At 54.4% G+C, this 20245-nt stretch carries 12 protein-coding genes; 7 read left to right on the top strand and 5 right to left on the bottom strand.

Going from position 1 to position 20245, the window contains the following annotated elements; translation table 11 throughout:
- The first annotated feature begins 56 nt into the window (after positions 1-56).
- Together hisN and CA54_RS17275 are read left to right on the top strand one after the other, a co-directional pair.
- Positions 57-848 (top strand): histidinol-phosphatase, encoded by a 792-nt coding sequence (gene hisN / locus CA54_RS17280; protein ID WP_146372057.1) that lies wholly within the window; start codon positions 57-59, stop codon positions 846-848.
- Between the two features lie 109 nt (positions 849-957).
- Positions 958-2655 (top strand): sodium:solute symporter family transporter, encoded by a 1698-nt coding sequence (locus CA54_RS17275; RefSeq protein ID WP_146372056.1) that lies wholly within the window; start codon positions 958-960, stop codon positions 2653-2655.
- Positions 2656-2743: 88 nt separating this feature from the next.
- Here the strand turns inward: CA54_RS17275 and CA54_RS17270 are convergent, their stop codons facing one another.
- Together CA54_RS17270 and CA54_RS17265 are read right to left on the bottom strand one after the other, a co-directional pair.
- Positions 2744-6403: an outer membrane protein assembly factor BamB family protein gene (locus CA54_RS17270; RefSeq protein ID WP_146372055.1), complete on the bottom strand. Its 3660-nt coding sequence runs from the start codon at positions 6401-6403 to the stop codon at positions 2744-2746.
- Between the two features lie 223 nt (positions 6404-6626).
- Entirely contained in the window at positions 6627-6809 is a 183-nt protein-coding gene (locus CA54_RS17265) for a hypothetical protein (RefSeq protein ID WP_146372054.1), read from the bottom strand.
- Positions 6810-7018: 209 nt separating this feature from the next.
- Between CA54_RS17265 and CA54_RS17260 the strand changes: the two genes are divergently transcribed.
- Both CA54_RS17260 and CA54_RS17255 read left to right on the top strand, forming a co-directional pair.
- Positions 7019-10060, top strand: a complete 3042-nt coding sequence (locus CA54_RS17260) for a serine/threonine-protein kinase (protein ID WP_146372053.1) — start codon at positions 7019-7021, stop codon at positions 10058-10060.
- Between the two features lie 128 nt (positions 10061-10188).
- Positions 10189-11124 (top strand): GNAT family N-acetyltransferase, encoded by a 936-nt coding sequence (locus CA54_RS17255; RefSeq protein ID WP_146372052.1) that lies wholly within the window; start codon positions 10189-10191, stop codon positions 11122-11124.
- Positions 11125-11255: 131 nt separating this feature from the next.
- On the opposite strand, the gene CA54_RS17250 is transcribed toward CA54_RS17255, so the two are convergent.
- A complete protein-coding gene (locus CA54_RS17250; RefSeq protein ID WP_146372051.1) occupies positions 11256-12299 on the bottom strand; it encodes a tRNA dihydrouridine synthase in 1044 nt (347 codons plus the stop codon).
- A gap of 694 nt (positions 12300-12993) precedes the next feature.
- Between CA54_RS17250 and CA54_RS17245 the strand changes: the two genes are divergently transcribed.
- From CA54_RS17245 to CA54_RS17235, 3 genes are all read left to right on the top strand, one after another.
- The gene (locus tag CA54_RS17245; RefSeq protein ID WP_146372050.1) at positions 12994-15183 is read left to right on the top strand and encodes a redoxin domain-containing protein; all 2190 of its coding nucleotides are present in this window, start codon (positions 12994-12996) and stop codon (positions 15181-15183) included.
- A gap of 222 nt (positions 15184-15405) precedes the next feature.
- Positions 15406-16290 carry a UbiA-like polyprenyltransferase gene (locus CA54_RS17240; RefSeq protein WP_146372049.1) on the top strand — a complete coding sequence of 295 codons (885 nt, stop codon included), beginning with the start codon at positions 15406-15408 and terminating at the stop codon, positions 16288-16290.
- Between the two features lie 38 nt (positions 16291-16328).
- Entirely contained in the window at positions 16329-17912 is a 1584-nt protein-coding gene (locus CA54_RS17235; protein WP_146372048.1) for a hypothetical protein, read from the top strand.
- Between the two features lie 855 nt (positions 17913-18767).
- Here the strand turns inward: CA54_RS17235 and CA54_RS17230 are convergent.
- Both CA54_RS17230 and CA54_RS17225 read right to left on the bottom strand, forming a co-directional pair.
- Positions 18768-19523, bottom strand: coding sequence for a hypothetical protein (locus tag CA54_RS17230; protein ID WP_146372047.1), 756 nt, complete (start codon positions 19521-19523; stop codon positions 18768-18770).
- Positions 19524-19539: 16 nt separating this feature from the next.
- The gene (locus CA54_RS17225) at positions 19540-20151 is read right to left on the bottom strand and encodes a DUF6882 domain-containing protein (protein WP_146372046.1); all 612 of its coding nucleotides are present in this window, start codon (positions 20149-20151) and stop codon (positions 19540-19542) included.
- Between the last annotated feature and the right edge of the window lie 94 nt (positions 20152-20245).

Genomic DNA, 20245 nt, shown 5'->3' with positions numbered 1-20245 from the left:
GCGGCGTCGTACCTGTTAGTCATGAACTATCAATAACGAGAAACGAACAAAACGAGATGAGTGAACAACCGGAGATTTCGCGGCGGCTGGAGGTCGCCTTAACGGTGACGCAGGCGGCTGCGGAGTTGATCATGCCGCACTACCAATCAGCCGATTTGGCGGTGGAGAGCAAAGGGGACGAAAGTCCTGTGACCGTGGCGGACAAAGGGGCGGAAAAACTCATTCGCGAACGACTCTTCGACGTCTTTCCTGACGATAGCGTGTTGGGAGAAGAATTTGACGATGTCGAGGGGACCAGCGGATTCCGTTGGGTCCTTGATCCGATCGACGGCACGAAATCGTTCATCCACGGCGTGCCGCTGTTTGGCACGTTGGCTGGTTTGGAATACGACGGCCGCTTAGTAGCGGGTATTTGCCGGTTTCCCGCTCTCAATGAAGTCGTCTACGCCTCGCTCGGAGAAGGTGCCTGGTGGCAACGTCGCGATCAGAAACCGGTCGCCGCCCGCGTCAGCGATATTTCGGATATGTCGCAGGCCCTGTTTTGCACTACGACCATCACACGTTGGGAACAAATCGGCCGCACCGAAGCGTTTCATGATCTCTGCATCAAATCAAAACTGACCCGCGGTTGGGGTGACTGTTACGGACATATTCTGGTCGCAACCGGGCGGGCCGAAGTCATGATTGATCCCGAATTGAGTGCTTGGGATTGCGCCGCCTTGATTCCAATCATGGTCGAAGCGGGGGGCGACTTCGTCGACTGGAAGGGCAAACGGTCAATGCATTCAGGAAATGGGTTGTCGGTGAATGCGGCTTTGAAAGATGAGATTTTGGCAATTTTGAAATAAAGCATCAGCCGCAAAGCGTGCCCCCGGCGGAGTCGGGGGTTGAGGGAAAACGGAATCGTTTCACAGCCTCGACCAGCAGTCCCTGGTTTTACCGGGGGAAGGACAATTGATGTTCGCAGCCCCGGCACCTCCCCACGACGGTTTGAGTTCGTATGACTATATCGCCGTGGCGATGTATTTGCTGGGAACGATCGGCATCGCACTGTATTTTGCGAAACGACAAGGCTCGACGGAGGAGTTTTTCCTCGGCGGCCGGAACATGCCTTGGTTCGCTGTCGGCTTGAGCATCATGGCGACGTTGATGTCGACGATTTCGTACTTGGCGCAACCGGGAGAGCTGATCAAAAACGGCATCACGATGTTAGTCGGCACTCTGGCGGTGCCGCTCAATATCCTGGTGATCTTTATGCTGTTCGTGCCGTTCTTTATGCGATTACGTCTCACCAGTGCGTATGAATTTCTAGAATTGCGATTCAACTATCCCGCGCGTGCAATGGGAGCAGCGCTGTTTGTTTTCATGCGGCTGGGCTGGATGGGGGTGGTCGTTTATACCTCGTCGATGGCGTTGACGGCGATGACGCGGGGTAACATTCCCCAGGAATACCAAAGCGCGCTGATCTATTTTGTGATCGTCGGTGTGGGGGTCTTCGCGACCGTCTATACAGCTGTGGGCGGAATGCGGGCGGTGATTTGGACGGATGTGGTGCAGTTCTTAGTGCTATTTGGCGGCACGCTGATCACATTGGGCTACATCGCCGCGACCACAGGCACCGGGCCGACACATTGGTGGGAAACAGCTTCAACCGTAACGGAATCCCACGCAAGTCCACCGATTTTCAGTTGGGACATTCGAGTACAGCGGACCATGTTCTGGGCGGTTTGCATGGTCTTCTTCTGGACGATCTGTACGCACGTCTCGGACCAAGTTGTGTTACAGCGATATTTTTCAACCAAGTCGTTGAAGGCGGCCCGCAATAGTTATCTCTTGGCGGCGGGGGCGGATTTTGTCGTGTTGGTCCTGCTGGCACTTTGTGGTTTGGCGTTGATGTCGTTCTACTTGGAACACCCCACGTTCTTGCCGCTCGATGCCGATACGGGCGAACACGTTTCAGTGTCTTCAAATTTTGCGGATAAAGTCTTCCCCTACTTTATCGGCCATCAACTTCCTCCCGGCGTCGGCGGCTTGATATTGGCCGCTTTGATTGCCGCAGCTATGTCGAGCATTGATTCGGGAGTGAACTCAGTTTCCGCCGTCATCACCACCGACTTTTTCGCTCGATTGAATCCCGAAGGGGCAAAGAAAATCAGCGAATTGAAGTTGGCGAAAATCCTCACGGTGACCATCGGAATGATCTCGACCGGCGTCGCCTGTTGCGTGGCCTATATCGTGATCTCTCACAAAATTAATATCTTTGAAGTGATGCAACCCGCCTTCAATATGTTTTTGGGGCCGCTGGCGTCACTGTTTGTGATCGGCATGTTCCTGCCGCGGTGCACAGCCCGCACAACGATTCCGGCGGTTATGCTGGGAACCTTGGTCGCGATTATTTGGAGTTACTGGAAACCGATCGCCGGATTGAGTTATTGGAAGCTGATTTACGAGGAATGGGATGCGACCGCGGTCATTAATAATGCGCCGACATTCACATTGTCGACCACGGTTCCCTTTCTAGTCGCAGTGATTTCCGCAGGAATTCTTGGTCTGTTATTCGAATCCGGTTCGCCGCACTCCGGATCTGATTTCACCTGGTTTCAGATCATGAAACGGGATCCGGATGCTCCCCATGTTTCGACGACAGAAACGTAATCGATGCACCGCTAGTGTGCGTGGCGCCTGTCGGTCGTAAAAAAGCCTCACACAAAGCCACCAGCGGCTACTCGCACCGTTTCCTCCGTCAGTTCTCCGCCCCAATCGCGACGCCGCACAAGACTGGTCGTCCCGCTCCGGGGGTGAGTGAGATTTTTAGTTCTTCGGTGATCGCAATCTCTTTGAACTCCTTCACCAAGATCCGCTGCGAGCCGCCCGATTCTTTTACCACGTCCAGGTCGGCGAGGAGTCGCTGATCCTGCAATGACACATTGAATTGGCGATGTCCTGGCGAGATGTCATCCGGTTCGGCGAAATAGAGTCGCACCGTGTAGTTGCGAGGTTGCTTGGCGCGGCCGGGGAGCTTGATGGTGATCTCCTCCGCTCCCTCGACTCCCGACGCGGCGACCCATTTCAGACCGGTGCCGGTAATTTTTGCGGAGTGATTGCGAAAGTAGCTCGGGTTATCACCGGTGACTTTGACCTTAACGTCGGGAGACGTTCCGCCGACGCTGGGATAATCCAACCACATCATCCCGGTCTCATCAACGCGATCTCCAGGGGCGCCGAAGTTGACCGCAAGTTGCCGTGGCTGTACGTCCGGTTTTTTCAATGCGCCGTAGGTCCACAAATCGGCATCGGGAACGTGTACCAGCGCCAGTGAGGTGAAAATGGAATACCCACACACACAACCATGCGCCATGTTGGGAGCATTCAACACACCCCCGGCCGGGATCAGGCTGTTGCGACACCCGGATCGAAACCCGGTCAGCCGCGAGGTCGTGCCAGTCTCCACATCACAAAAACCGGCGTCCCCCGCGCGAAACGTCAACAGATGTTCGTTGGCAATCGCATAATTGCAGTGATGCCCTCTTTTCGTGAACTCCCAATCGATCTCCTCGTCCGTCACCGGATGTTTGCGCTGTATCGACTCGCCGGTGGCGATGTTGTAAGCCAGTCCGGGACCGCGCTGGTCGATCACTTGATCCTTCCATAAAATCACGCGGTCCCACAGGTTTTCCGGATGGCCGGCAAAGCCTTTGCCTTGGGCATATTTCCGCCACAGTTCTTTACCATCCTTGCCACGATAGGCAATCATTCCCTTGTTGTTGGAGACCATCAGCACATCGTTCTCCTGGGAATAACTCAGCCAAGTGGCGATCATGTCGGTCGTGTACCGCCAGATTTCATTGCCGGTGCGAACATCCATGGCGACGACATCCCGGTCGGGGCCAGCTTCGGGGATTTTGCCGCGGCGTTTCCAGTCGAGATACAAATCTTGGATCATGCCATCAAAGCAATACAACTTGCCGCCGTTGATGGCGACGAAGGGGAAACTAAACTTGGCTGTTTTCTTCCAGAACATCTCTCCGCTATTCCGGTCGATGGCTTGCAACTCGACCGGCAACCGCCCTTTGCCGGGGACTTCGCGAAAGACTTCCGCGATCAGCAGATCCTCATAAACGCGAAACCGGCCCCATTGCCCCTCAGCTTTGGGCAATGTGAATTCTGACATCACTTGGCCGGTGGCGGGGTCGTAACGACGGCAGACCTGTTCATTGACGAGATAGATTCCATCCTCCATCGCAACGAAATTGAAACCGGCAATGACTTTCTCGAAATCATTACCGCGACGGCCGGGTTGGATTTCGTCGCTATCTTCGAGCGGCATTTGCCACAACACGCGACCGGTATAGATATCGACGGCCGACAATTTGCTTGGACCTTGTAGAAACATCCGCCCACCGATCACCGTTAGACTCGGCCCCCAATAGTGGCGGTTATAAAACAAATCTCCATCAGCCGCCGGTCCCCCAAACCACAACACACCCAGCGGCGCTTTGACCAGTTTGTCTTTGGACATCAACGTATTGGCGGTGTCGCCATATTCGTGCGTCCAATCTGCTGCCCCGGGCAACGAACCCTCGCGGGAAATTGAGGAGAGATCCCCCACACGACGGACTTCGGCGTTCGCTAATCCTAAAGCGGCGACAAAATGTACGAGCATCTCGTGCTCGACATCTGAGGTCGCCAAGTAAGCCGCGCCGCCGTACGGGCGAAGGATTTGAAACGTCTTTTGAATCACGCTTGCCGCATCAGAAATATCACCCGACTGCGCATCTTCGGACGTGATCAACGACGCCATGTAGGGCGGCAATCCGAACTCCAACGGCCGGCCAACATGCGCCGAGACGCGCGTGCCATAAACACCGGCCGCATCCAATTTGCGACGGACGGCATCGATTTTCGCAGCATCCGAATCAATGGCGATCACCGGCAACTGGGATTGAAGTAGCAACTCGTCGATCAAGCGACCGTCGTCAACCCCCATAACCAAGGCATAGCCCGTATCCGATGGGGACGCTTTGAGTAATGCCGCAACCTTTTCCGCAGTGGCGGCATCCGTTGATGCAAGCTCCACACTCTCTGGTTTGTGGTGTCGCGGTTCGGTTTTTTCCGCACCGAAGCAATAGAATTTCCCCTCCTGCGTCACAACAAACAATTTGTCAGCAGCCGCGATCATCGATGTCGGTGTTCCCTCTATCGCGGCGGACCATGTTTTGTTTGCCGGAGAATTCTCCGTGGGCAAATCGATGGCGAAGACTTGTCCCGCCTGAAATCCATACAAACGATTGCCGGCCTTGAGGTGGATCGTCAGCGGGTTGTCCGCCAACCATTTGGCTGCATCGCCCTCGGCTTTGCCCACAATGTCGGCGTAGGACAATTCCCATTTCTTGGCTAAGGACAACTGTTTGACCAGCTTGCCGCGACGATCCTTGGTCTCAGTGTATTGGGGATCCGCCAAGTCCAGGGCAACCACGTTCCCCCCTTGGACGCCGTAGACCGTATTGTCCGCCACCACCGGTCGCCGTGCTTCGACGGTTGCTAAGAGTTGATCTGGGACGTGAAAAATCTTGTCGCCATGAAACAACCAGTCACCGGCTGCAATCGCATGAAAATCGGTCTTGCCGCGGGAATCGTACTTCATCCCAATTGGTTTTCCCGTGCTGAGCGAACGGGCCAGCACCCTCTCACGGCCACAGGGCAAAAACAGTCGGTCACCGGCGACGACGGCATAGCCTTGCGGTGCGGAATCCGCGAGCACGGTGCTTGTCAGGTGCGGCTTCTCATCCGTGGCGTCTGCGTTTTGCAGATCGAGCGTGTAAAGCATCACTCCTTCAAACGGCCAGACGCCGGCTGTGAATTGGATTTTGCCATCGCTCAAAACCGGTCCGCCCCGCATGGGCCATACCGATGTCAACCGGCCATTGCCAATCACCTTGCGATTTGTGGGAGCCGTATTGTGTTGCCAAACGACGGTACCTGTTTCAGCATCGAGGCAATAAAACACACCGTCATCCGCGCCGAAATACAGGCGGCCTTCGGTGAACACCGGTGCAAATCGAATCGGGCCACCGGCGAAAAACTTCCATTTCTCAGCTCCGGTCGATGCCGCGATTGCCGTCAGCGAATCATTCCGCGCGGAGGCGACATACAACGTGTTGCCAACCACGATCGGTTCATACCCCGCATCGAATTGCAAACGCGGGTCTTCGGGCCATGCGGGTGCCGACGGGGAGCGTTGGAGTGTCCATTGCAGGTGCAACTCTGACGGGATTGTATCAGGCGCAGCAGCGCTCCGCTGACTGTCGTACCGCCATGTTGGCCAATCCCCGGCAACAACCGTTGAGAGGCCAGTCCACAAATATCCCACAAAAAGCAGCCCCGCCAGCATGATCCGCAACATGGTTGTTTCCCCAATCGTTGTATTGCCAACTCTTACCGTTCGGGCGCGAACATAAACGACTTAACCGCCTCTTACAGGAGGCGACTCGGACTCGAATTCTGTATGTACTATCGTACCGGCAAAGGTAGGCGGATGGCACCGAGCTAATGAAAAAAAGTGCCAACCGTCGGCAATGTGAACGATTGATGAACCTCTGTTAAGGCGCGCTGACCCTTCGATCAGTTCACCCCTTTTCTAGATGGTGCTCAATAGATTCCAGCCGCGCTGAAATTTGTTGCAAATAGTCAATGATCACCGCGTGTGTGTATTTTGCATCGATGCCCACGGGAGAATCCGGGCTGCTCAGTTTTTCAATCAGGCTGTCAAAGTCGGACTTTGGTTTGGACAACGGATCGTTTGTATTCATTTTTCTGCCTTGTCGTAAGTACCAGTCGGCTGTGGTAAACCCTAGAAACTTAGGATTTAGGGGATTGCGACACGGAATTCAACGGGGACACCCATCGCCGCCATAATGGCGTTGCCAATCCTTCCGTGAGCAGGTAACGTTAATACTGTGTGGGCTGACACGCCTAGGATTGCTCCTGGTGACCTTGGACTCAAATTAGAGGGGCTTCTGTGAAGGAACCTCACACACACGTTGGCTCAGCAGGCGATTCGTTATTTGATCAGATTGCAGATGAAATTACTGACCGGTTCAGCCGGGGCGAAACGCCGGACGTCGAAGAATTCGTTGCCCGCTATCCGCAATGGGCAGAGGTCATCCGCCAACTGTTTCCGGCATTGGCCGCATTGGCCTCTCCTGCGTCAACCGAATTTTGCGACGTAGCTTATCCCGAATCGACCGAAAAGATCATCGGAGATTTTCGTCTGATCCGCCAAATTGGCCGCGGCGGCATGGGGATCGTTTACGAGGCTCATCAGATCTCTTTGCAGAGACGGGTGGCGCTCAAGATCCTACCATTTGCAGCGGTCCTCGACCCGCGTCAATTGCAACGATTCAAAATCGAAGCGCAGGCTGCCGCTGGATTGCATCATCCGCACATTGTGCCAGTCCATTCCGTAGGGACCGATCGCGGCGTGCACTATTATGCGATGCAATACGTCGACGGACAAGATTTGGCAACGGTCCTCAAGCAGTTGCGACTCTCCTTGGTCGATGGTCAAATCGCCGAGATTCCGGCAGTCACGCGTGTCAAAAATCCTGCTTCAACCCAGGAAGCTGCGAATTGCGAGATGATCCTCGATCCACACGCCAGTGGAACTACATTTAATACCAATGAATATGAAGCGGAGGCGGCATCGGCAGCGCGTGCGGGGGAGACTATGCGCATTCAATGTCATACGACGCAATCGCTGAATGATTGTCACGACCGATTTCGTACAATCGCTGAGTTGGGCATTCAGGCGGCCGAGGCATTAGATTATGCACACCAACGGGGAATCATCCATCGCGACATCAAACCGTCGAATCTGTTGATCGACGGAGAGGGAGTGCTTTGGATTACCGATTTCGGCTTGGCCCAAATGGAATCCGAAGGCAGCCTCACCATGACAGGCGACTTCATCGGGACGCTGCAATATATGAGTCCCGAACAGGCGCTGGGACATCGCGGCTTGGTCGACCAACGAACTGATATCTATGCGCTTGGGGTCACGCTCTATGAATTGCTGACCTGTCAGCCGATGCTTGCCATGGCTGATAAAGCCGTCATGCTCAAAAAAATCTCCGAGGAGGATCCGCCGCTGCCCAGCAGTTTCGATCGCAAGATTCCTGCTGACCTGGAGACGATCGTCCTCAAAGCAACCGCTAAAGAACCCGAGGCTCGGTATGCCTCAGCGGTGGCGTTGGCGGCTGATTTGCGACACTACCTGGAGCTACGACCGATTCTCGCAAAGCGACCGGGGGTTTGGGATCGCTTAGCCAAGTGGTCGCGACGGAATCATACGCTTGTCTCTTCTCTGGCTGCGATCTTGCTGATGGCGGTTGTCGCGCTATCCCTCAGCATATTTTTTGTGGCCCGTGCCTATCAAGCAGAATCAAAACAACGGAAAATCGCCGAGTTGCAAACACGTCGCGGTGACGACAATCTTAAGCATGCCCTACAAGCTGTCAACGAAATGCTGACCGAGGTCGCCTCGGATGAAATTGTTGACGTTCCACAAATGGCAACCGTCCGGCGGGAATTATTGCAAAAGGCTGTCGGTTTTTTGGAGCAATTATTGGCCCACGAGGAAGACGACCCTGCCGTTCAATACGAAACTGCAAGGGCCTATGTGCGAATTACAGATATTCACGAAGCATTGGGTGAATTCGAACTAGCCGAGAACACTGCCAACCGTGCGATTGCGATGCTCAAAGAGTTGATCGACGCAGAGCCGCGAAATGTTGTCTACCGTGACACGCTGACTGAAGTGTATGGATATCTGGGGTTATCCTATTTCCAACGTCGGCCAACATTCATAGACGATGCCCTGGCTACCTGTAAATTGCGGCTGGATGAAACTCAAAGGCTGGTGCAGGATTTCCCAGACGAACTTCGATTGCGTTGCCGTTTCGCGGAAGTTAATACCGACATGGGCAATTTTCACTGGGAAGCCCAGCATCACCATGAAGCAGAAATCTATTTGCGTAAGGCCGTGCGTATTTGGAACGATATAAGCTCTGAGTATCCCGACGCCGCCGATGGGCCGGACGAAGCACATTGTCGGCAATGGTTGGGAACGATGTTGTTGCGCACGTTACGCTTTGACGAAGCTGAACCGGAACTGCTATTTGCGAATCGTGTCTATGAACAATTGGTGCAAGCCCAACCCGATAACACGGAAATCCGCGGGCGACTCGCCCAGAATCGGTCCTATTTGGGGGAGCTCTATTTTCAACAAGGGGACTACAACCGCTCCGGTGAATTTCGGCGTAAAGCTACTCACTTGCGGGAATTGCTCGCCGAAGAATTCCCCAACGTCTACGAGCATAAGCGACGATTGGCGGTTTGCTATCAGAATCTGATCTCAACGCTTGGAAAGGAGCAGCAGTTTGATGAAGCCCGCGTGCAAATGGAAAAACAGCGAGCATTGCGCCAGGATATTTTGACGCGCTTTCCACAACTCCCCGGAAAACCGGGCGGAATCGGTTGGGGAGCGTGTGACCTGGCGACAATGATGTATGAAACAGGCCATGTCGCTCTTGCTCGACAAAATTTTTCTCAAGCCTTGCAAGACTTTGAACTGGAGGTGGAGCATTTTCCACAACATTTCAGAGCACAACATTGGTTATCGTGGTTTCTCGTGAGATGCCCGATCAGCGATCTTCGTAATCCGCATCGAGCGCTACCGCTTGCTAAGCAAGCCACACTGACGCGGCCTGCCAGCAGCGATGCATGGTGCGTATTAGGTGTGGCGGAATATCGCTGTGGCCATTTCGAAGAAGCCATTACCTCCTTGAATCGAGCAGCTGAACTGTCCGACAATGACGTCTCGGCCGTCACCCAATATGTGCTCGCCATGATCGACTGGGAACAAGATCGTCACGACGAAGCTGTTCGCCGGTTCTCTGAGACTGAAGCCCTCAAGTCCGCGGCGCTCATGAACGATCCGACTCTCAAGTGGATCCACGACGAAGCGGCCATGCACTTAGGCTTAACGTCCAACGGTGAATGAACCCAGCAGCCGCACGCGCGGCGTTGCGCCGCAAATTCATCGCTACTATTGTGCGCGAGTGGTTAGAACGTCTATATAAAAACGTGTTCACAACAATTCCCCCTGTTATTCCGCTTTGAATAGGCACTATGACCAACACACTCGACGTCCATCCTGCCTCGCCCGATGAAGTCGTTGTTGCCCATCGCAATGTTTACGATATCTGGAGCAAAGGCCGCACACTCGAAGAACATATTCAATACCGTCTCAACGCCGATCAGCACCGTCGGGCGACATGGTTCGTGGGCTGTACCGGCGGGCATGTTGCGACATCGCTGGGAAGCTATCCCGTCGAGTTTCAAGTGCGCGGCGAATCGATTCCCGGTTTTGCGATCGGGTCGGTCTACACCTGCGCCGAATATCGTGGCAAAGGTTATGCGGCTCAGCTGATTGAAGGAGTAGAGCAACACCTAGCCCAGCGCGGCATGCGGTTGTCAATTCTGTATTCCGACATCACAGCCGAATACTACGCCGCAATGGGATATCGACTCTGTCCCGCTTCGGCCGGTTGGCGTTATCTCTCCACTATCACCAAGTCGAAGACCGACAAGAGTTTGGCTGAATTCCAGGAAGCCGACGACTTCGCTGCAATGTCGGCAATGTATCACGACTACCATGGCGCAACGCCGTTTTCCATTCGTCGCAGCGATGACTATTGGCGGGCAATGTCCAGCAAATTCCCCGAGGACCACTTTTTCTGGCTGAAAGCCGAAGACGGATCGAACCGCGGCTACGCCCGCTTAACCCCGGATCCCCACGGTTGGCGCATCCTGGATTATGCCTGTGCGGACCAAACCGATGAAACGTTGTCGGCGCTGTACAACGCTGTGCTGTCCCTGACTGCCGGGTGGGATGTCGATCGTTGCGGCGGTTGGCTGCCGAACAATTCGATCACAAACGAACTCTTCGAAGTTACGGACCGCAAATCAGAAATCACAATGATCAAATTGCTCGACCCGACACTGGTGATCGACGACGAAATCATCGCCGCAGCCGATCGTTTTTGCGAAATGGATCATGTGTAGCGGGGTGGGATGAGGCGTGAGGGTTGGCCGTTGAGAAGTCGAAGGGAAATTGATCAATAGATGGCAGGCCCACATCGGTCTTACCGATCTGCCTCAGCCTACCCTCAAATCTTTCAACTCAAGCCTCATCCCTATCCCACTTCATCGACTACCGGTAAACAGCCGGGTAAGTTTTCGGCGTACCAAGTCTCGAGGACGTGTTGCCATTGTTCGTCACTGCGCGCCACAGCAAAGGCGTTGCGCACTTGTTCGCCCTGGGGATGCAGCCGGGCGTATTTGATGCCGAATTTTCGCATCACGCCGCACGCACGGTGCGGATCGTAGATTTCGTGCGCTAATGCGAAATGTTCGCGAATCACATCCCGTTGTTCAAACACTGTCGGCGGAGGCAGTTCGCGGCCGGCAAACAGCGCACGGGCCTGAGCGAAGACCCACGGGTTTCCGATTGCCCCCCGCGCGACGGTCACTCCATCAACACCGGTGTACTGCATCATTTCCAAGCAGGCACGGGCGGAGAATAGATCACCGCTCCCCAGCACCACACGCTCGCCGGCATGTGTTTTCAATTCGCGGAGAAACTCCCAACGGCTCGGTCCGTCATAGCGCTGCATCACCGTCCGGCCATGAACCGTGACGGCAGCGACGCCAACCTCATAGGCGGCATCGAAGATCTCGTAGAACTTGTCGCGACTTTCCGCCGAATCATCAATCCCCCGTCGCATCTTGACTGTCACCGGAATCGCATCCGGGACCGCATCGCGCACTCGCTGTATGATTTTAATCGCCGTCGCCGGTTGGCTGAGATGAAAACCGCCGCGACAACGGCCGAGCACTTTTTTCACCGGGCAGCCGAAGTTGATGTCGATCACGTCAAAGCCCGCTTCGACAAGCCGCACCGCCGCCGGACCAAACTGCTCCGGCTCCGCCCCCATCAACTGGCCGCCCACAGGATGTTCCTCCTCGGAAATCATCAAATGATGCCGCGTCTTCTCTCGGTTTTTGAGCGACGTGATGAACCGATCCAACATCACTTCACAAATCGTATACGGTGCCCCACACCGCCGGGCGATCACACGCATTGGCCAATCGCTATACCCCGAAAGCGCCGCCTGCACGACCGGAAAATCGAGCGTCAACGGGCCAATTCGTAATGGTGAAGTCAACGTCTCAGTCATGCAAAAATGTCGCTCACTAATGTTTTCCCAAACCGACAGCTCTGCCGTCGTTCACGGTTCTCCAGTCGCAACGCAAGCTACGCTAGTTGCCCCTGCCCTTCAATCTTCTTCATCGCGCTACCGCTAAACTAGCCAAGACCTCAAATAAAACCTGAAGCAAAAAGTCACCCCACACAACCAGAGCCAATTCATACCACCTAATCACCCCATCTTAGTTAAGTCTGGGCAATCCAGCACTGCCTTGAACGGTGGACAGGTTTGCACCTATTTCGCAGTTTTGGGAAAACGCAAAAACCTTTCCGACAGTTGCTTGACGTTTGGCCCTCGAAACCAAATTATGGACGCCACTAATTACCCCTAGGATGCGGCACAGACCATTCGCGGTATCGCGTCCACTGAAATTCGATCGTTCCCTGACTTAAGCTCGTTATCGACTGGGAACATCTTGGCGTTGCGGTTGTGGCATTTCAAGTTTATGCCGAGCAGCGGACCATTTCTAAGTTTGCTGAATCGAACGCCCCCAAAATGATCGTTGTTGTGCTCAAGTTGTTGCTATTGGCGAACATCAAGACAGAGCGTCACGGCAGACCCACTGAACAGATTTTGTATTCAAGCAAGTTTGTAAACCCTTAGTGTTCACAAGCCGCCAAATGCAGAGTTTGCTCTCAGCACCAGACTAACAAGGAGAGTCTCTTTGTCCAAGACGTCCCCCTACTGCATCGTCAGCCGGTTATTTGTTTATTCCACAATTCTCGCGTATGCAACATCGGCTCACTTCGCCGTTGCCGCTGACAGCCAGCCCGCCGACATGACGGATGACACGGCGCAGGTGGATATTCAAGCCGGCTTGGAATTGGGAAATATTGCTCCCACATTCTCAGCGACGGACTTGGATGGCAAGACCATCGACCTCCAAAAAATCGCCGGCGAATCGAAGTACATTCTGCTCGATTTCTGGGCTTCTTATTGCGGACCGTGCCGGGCGGAATTCCCGCACTTGCGTAAACTCAATGCGGATTACAAAGATCGCGGCTTGCAGATTATCGGAGTCTGTTCCGATACCGACCGGGACACGGCAGCGCGCGCAGCCGAACAAGCTGAGCTGAACTACCCGCACGTGTATCATGCGGATCAGGCCCAACAATCGGTCACTACTCTGTATCAAGTGACGGGCATTCCTCAGACGTATATTTTGGACAGCAACTTGCGCGTCGTCGCCAAGGGTTTGCGGGGATCGTCACTCGAACACCGGATCGCAGAGCTGTTCCTCGTCGCAGATCTGGCACATCTCAAGCCCAACGACCAAGTGGTTGTCGCTAAGGACAAAGCTCCGCTCAAAGTGATCAACGATGTGTTGGCCGAACTCCCCAAAGGGCAACAACTCAAAGTGGTGTCGACCCAAGGCGACTGGATTTGGACGTATGTCGATCGAGATGGCAAACGCACCAAAGGTTGGATCAACGCCAAGTTGATCGCCCTGGCAAATGACTCGGAAGGCCCCGCTCAAGCCAATGAGGAAGCGTTGGACGGCCACATGAGCGGCAGCAAGGCGGATTCTGCTGGCGACAATGTGCTGCTCACCTCTGACGAAGGGTCGAGTGAATTGACGGTGAAACCGGCGAAATCAGAATCCCCCGCGCCGCCCGCGCCGTCGACTCCCGAACCGGCTGATTGGGAACTACAAAATCCGGATGAAATGCCACGGCTGTTTGAATTCGCCGGAACACGTAATTTGAAATCCGATCTGACCGATGAAGCGGTCGGCGAAATCGGCCGCTTCAAACTCACGGGAACCGATATGACCTGTGCGGCGGTTGCTCCCGACGGACGCTTTGTTGTTTCGGGTGGGAATGATTCTGTGATTCGCTTGTGGGATGCGGTCACTGGCCGTGAAATCCGGCAATTTGATGGACACGAAGCCAAGATCTTAACGTTGGCATTCTCAGCCGACGGACAGCACATTCTGTCGGGAAGCACCGATGCAAGCGTGCGGTTGTGGGATGTGGAGTCGGGCACCGAACTGCACACCTATGCCGGCCATGAATCGGATGTGATCAGCGTCGCGTTTGCTCCGGGGGGACGTTTTGCGACGTCGACCGGTCGAGACAATACATTGCGGATGTGGAAGTTACCCGTCGCGACCATGCATACACAGATCGAGGACGTCCCGGCCGATCGTATTGTCCGGCGTCTCATCGTGGATGAACCAAAACAGATTGCCGCGGCCAAAGTCGAACCCAATACACTGGACGGCGAAGTGAAGCTCAACGCGGCCGGACATATCGTGGCAATCGATTTTCGGACCTCGCGTGCCAACAACGCCACGTTGAAACAACTCTGCAAATTGGAGCATTTGGAAACGCTCTATATTTACGGACCGAACATCAATGACGCCGGCTTGGAGTCGCTGCAAGGTCTGACACAACTGAAGCATCTCTGGTTGACGGCCACCAACATCACCGATGCGGGGATGCGTTCCTTGAGCGGTTTAGAACAATTGGAAAGCCTGGTCCTCTCGCATTGCGATGGCGTGAGCGATGCCGGATTGGCTCACATCGAGAAACTGACCACCCTCAAAGACCTGTGGCTCAATGAAACACATGTCACCGACCGCGGCTTAAAGCACCTCGCCGGGATGACGGACCTGGAAATGCTGGTTCTGCCCGGAAATGACGGCATCACTGATGACGGTCTGAAGCACCTCAGCAAATTGACCAACCTGCGGGACTTGTGGCTCAACGGTGCAAACGTCAGCGACAAAGGTTTAACGCTTGTCGCTCAGTTGGACCGGCTTCAATTTGTCGATGCCGGCCAAACACAAATCACAGCCATGGGTGCCCAGCAATTCCATCAACAATTGCCGTATTGCGACTTGGAGTACTAGCTCCCGTCGGTGAGCGATCGCTTACCGGTTGTGCTTTTGTGGGATCAGCAGAGAGCGCTAAACTTGATTGGCGAATCTGTCGTCCTACCTAGAAAGGTACGTCTTGACGCACCCTACGGCACTGTTGCGGGTGAGAATTGCGTGGTGAGTCGACGCGCGGTTAATTGGCACGTTAGAATCACGGTTCCTCTGATAACCAGCCACCGTGTTCGACGTACTGATATGCCCACTCGCATTCGACAACTTCTGGAGATGATCCGTTTCAGCCATACGCTGTTTGCGCTGCCCTTTGCGATGTTGGCGGCGGGGATGGCGTGGTGGAAGAACAGCCAAGAGGGTATTCCCTTCCGCTGGCAGGACCTAGCGGGCATTTTGTTGTGCATGGTATTTGCGCGTTCAGCGGCGATGGCGTTCAATCGGCTGGCGGACCGGAAAATCGATGCGGAGAATCCCCGCACGGCCGGTCGGCACTTACCGGCTGGATTATTGTCGTTGCCAACTGTAGTTGTTTTCACGGTCATTTGCGGCGCGGGGTTTGTGGCTTCGACGCTGCTGTTTTTGCCCAACCGTATGCCGCTATTTCTTTCGCTGCCGGTGTTGGCGTTTTTGTGCGGCTACTCGTATGCGAAACGCTTCACCGCTTGGTGCCACTACTGGTTGTCCGCTGCATTGATGCTTTCGCCGATTGCTGCTTGGATCGCCATTCGCGGCAATGTGGAATGGCCGCCGGTGCTGTTGGGACTGGTCGTGTTTTTCTGGGTCGGCGGATTCGACATTATCTACGCTTGCCAGGATACCGACTTCGATCGCGACCGACGTTTGCACAGCCTTCCCGCACGGTTGGGAATTCCAACGGCACTGCGGCTGGCGATGCTCAGCCATGTGCTGATGGTGGTCTGCCTGTTCGGTCTATGGTACGTTGCCGCATTGGGGCCGGTGTTTTTTCTCGGAGCCTGCCTGGTTGCCGTCTTGTTGGCCTATGAACATTGGCTGGTCCGCCCCGATGATTTGACGCGGGTGAACATCGCTTTTTTCCAAGTCAACATCATCATCAGCATGGGGTTGTTGGTCGTGGGTCTCGCCGATTTGTGGTGGACGGCCCAGTAGCGTTCCGGCGATTCCTTTATCACGGAGCATGACGTACTATGTCACACGGAACTCTCTCAGCCAGTCAGTCGCAATCCCAACTGCCGGCGCCACCCCTCTCAATCCCGGTAGGCCTGCTGGGCGTCCTTTGTACTGCGATGGCGGGGGGGATGGCCTGGGGGATTCGTGGGCAGTACGGACATGAATCGGGAGCAATGATTGCCGGCGCGCTGGTCGGCTTTACGTTGATTCTGTTTTTTGTTCCGCATATCACAAACCTTACCGGTGCACGCGCGGTCGCCATGATGACGGTCGCTGTCGGCATCGGTGGTTCGATGACTTATGGCCAAACTGTGGGACTCACACACGATGGCCCGCTCGTTGGCCATTGGGGGGCACTGCGGTGGGGATTAGTCGGACTATTCATCAAAGGGGGCATTTGGATCGCCTTTGCCGCCACGTTTTTTGGTATGGGACTGGGCGGCAAGCGCTACCGCTGGTGGGAAATCGGTCTACTGATGCCGGCGTTGATCTGCCTGATGTTTTTGGGCATCTGGGTGTTGAATACGCCGTTTGATCCGGCGACGAAACAATTACCTGCGCTCTATTTTTCTGATAGTTGGTTCTTTGAACCGGAACCGGAAGTTCCGCCGGCCGGTTATCAACCGCTCAAGCCCCGCTTTGAAATGTGGGGCGGACTGTTGTTCGCTTGGATCGGGCTGACCGCTTATGTCAGCTTTGTTCGCCACGACAAATTGGCGCGCAATTTGGCGCTGATCGGTTTTGTCGCCGGGGGTCTGGGGTTTTCCGGTGGGCAATGCGTGCAAGCTTACCACGCGTGGAATCCCGAAACCTTCCAAACCGAGTTTTGGAGCACAATGCACGTCAATTGGTGGAACATGATGGAGACCTCGTTCGGGTTGATCTTCAGCACCATCCTAGCGGTCGGCGTCTGGTCGAATCGACATTTGATTTCCTCCGGTCCACAATCTGACGAAGTGACCATCGCGCCGCCGTGGGAAATCACATTGTGTGTGATTCATATCATCCTGCTCGTCGCGGCGGAGTTTTGGCCGCTGCCGAAGCAGATTTTCTGGCTGAGCCAAATCTATATCCAATGGGGATTGGTGATGTCGACGATTCCGCTGATCGGCATTGTCGGCGGACGGTACTGGCCCTACCTGATGACGCTCCCGGTGCTCACAATACCCATCGCCGGTAAAACGATGAGGGGGTTGGCCTATGCGGGAGAGCCAACTATTTCCGTGGGATTCGGGGCGCTGGTGCTGATGGCCATACCGATCGGCATTGCCACGATCGCGGCGGCGTTTTTGATTTGGGGCCAATTACGCCACCAATCGGTGCGAGCGATGGCGGCGTGGGGACTGTTGGTCACTTCGTGGCTGTTTTACGGACTCAACTGTGCGTTCTTTCATTTCGGCTGGCCGTGGAACTATTTGCTCCAATGGCCCCCGCAATTCGCAGCAATGATCGATTTCGTCCGTGACCGCAGCCAATGGGACGGCCGCACGCACAGCGGATTGATCTTTGCCTTGTTCGTGAGTTGTTTGACCGTGGCGTCGCTATGGGGTTTGGTGTCAGCTAGGCGGCAGAAGAACGACCGGATTGTGGAAGAGGCGTGACGGTTCGTGATTGAGTTCGCCACGGATGAACTTAGCGCAGCTGGGCCGCAATCACGACATGAAAACAAATAGCCACAGAGGTCACAGAGGCCACCGAGAAAAACTGAATGAAGCGGTCATCACGGTTTAAAGATTTTCTCTGTGAACTCGGTGGTCTCTGTGGCTATTCTTTTCGTCTACTGTCATTTCTGTTATCGATTTCGTGTGTTTCGTTGCTTTCGTGGTTCCTTTCTGAGGGTGAGGATCTGCACAACCGACGAAACTTTGAGGTGTTAACAGCACGGGTGAAACACGGAAAATGTTGTTGTCTGTCACATGTTCCAACCCGACGGTATGTGGACGTACGTGGCGTGGTTTGGTCTTAAAAATGCGGGGGTTATAATGTGACACTCCGAATTCTTCGAAATGCACCGCAGATTCCAATAGACGACGTCGGTTTTCCCCCGGTCCGATGCACAATCTGTTGGCGGACCCAACTCTCTCGTTATGTACCAACTCCCCCTGATGAATGCGTGGTCTGTGGGCGGATAACAATTATTCCTGATCGATATAGTGTGTTTTTATGTCCAGAATATGAACCCTCGGGGCATAAGCCGATGCGTTACTTGATGTCGGTGTGGGTGCATTGGGAGTGTTTTCATTCTCAGATTGAAACAACGGAACCCGATTGGATTTCCTGGTAGGGGGACCCCGCCGCTACGGCGCGATGACCTCCACTTCACCGAATGTCAGGTACAGGTGAACCTTATCGGTCTCAGCGCGATATCCCCCGGCGGCTTCGCAGTTAGTAGCACGGAAAATGATGTTGTCGGTTGCGCATCTTCAACCGGAATCGTCGCTCTGATTCGGTTTATTTTAACATTTGATTACCATGAGACCCTTTGACTGTTGAACGGCCTCCTTCGCACAATCGGCAAATCGCTCGAATTCTTCCAGTATATCGACGCATTCATCATCCGAGACTTCGTACATTTTTCCTTGTTGAGTGAGCCACTGCTGGAAACCAGTCCGCACCATTTCTAGATCGATTCGCGAGAGTTGCTCGGCAATATCGGCCACTTGATCACTCATAAACGCATAATCTTCGTTCGCGCGCGTTAGATCGATAGCCGAGTGTTTTAGTGCGTCTCCGGACTCGAACCACGTTTGAAATAACGAACCGCCGCCAGTGACAAGTTCATCGGTCCCATTGAGAATCCGATGGAACAGATCGACGTTTCGGTGATTTACGGCGTCCCCAACGGGCACACATTCTACAGTAGGCCAACCCTCAGGCGTTTCAGGCGGTGGTGGCGCTTCCGGCAATCGTCCTGTGAGTTTCTGCCACAAGGTTGGTTTCGGTGGTAAATCCTTAAGGTCAGGCTGTTCGCCATCAAGATACGCTGAGAGCGATTGTGGATGCGCATAGATAAACTTGATGTGCGAGTCTGGGGCAGGCAAGATGCAAAGATAATTTGCCATCGGTCTTATTCTATAGCAGCTAACTTGTTTGTCTCTCAGCAATACACTTTGAGGGTATTTGGCTCGAATGTGGTCGTCAATCTCAAGCAAATGTAGGGCAGGCTCCCGCCTGCCGTGTATTACATTGAACACAACATCAAAAAACGGCAAGGCGAGTACCCAACCGCTACAGTGCGACGACCTCCACTTCACCGAACGTCATATACAGGTGCCCCTTATCGGTCTCAGCACGATATGCACCGGTCGCTCCGCAGTGTTTTGCGGCCAATGCCGCCATCGCCCAGGCGAGTTCGTTGGTTCCTGACCAGACCGGTGCCGTGAGTCGGGGGATTTTGTGAAGTTCCCCATAGCTTTTTAGATCCTCCGCCTGTTGCTTCAAAGGGTCGAGAATCGATGGGTTGGCCCACGCCCACAGCCAACTCTGTTTGTCGGAGTTTAGCGAGCCAATGATTTGCACTGGTGCTACAGCCTTGAATCCATCGGCAAAGTAAAAAACGATTTTGCCGGATTCTTGGTCCAAATCCCAACTAGAAATCGCCCCCAGCCCCCACTGCTGCTGGGCGGTGTTCTTGACGATGAGTTCCTCGAGACCTTGCGCAAGCAGTTTTTGGAATTCACTTCGATGGTCCTCAACGGTATTCGCAGACCAGAGCAGATGGCCGCAATGCGGGCAAGGCGCATCGTCCGTGGGAAACGTTGAAAGATCGATCTGCACTTCATTGCCACAGAGCGGGCAACGGTTGGGCGTGCCTTTGGGCGTGCGCGATGAGGGGATCATTTGCCTAGCCACCTGAACAGAGCGAAAGCGGGGCCAATACGCATGCCGCATGCATTCTGCACTGCCAACGGGTACGTGCATTCAATTCTAACCG

It is taken from the genome of Symmachiella macrocystis, assembly GCF_007860075.1.
GTDB classification, from domain to species: Bacteria; Planctomycetota; Planctomycetia; order Planctomycetales; family Planctomycetaceae; genus Symmachiella; species Symmachiella macrocystis.
Note: the sequence above shows the minus strand (reverse complement) of the source record. Positions and strands in the feature narration are given on the sequence as shown.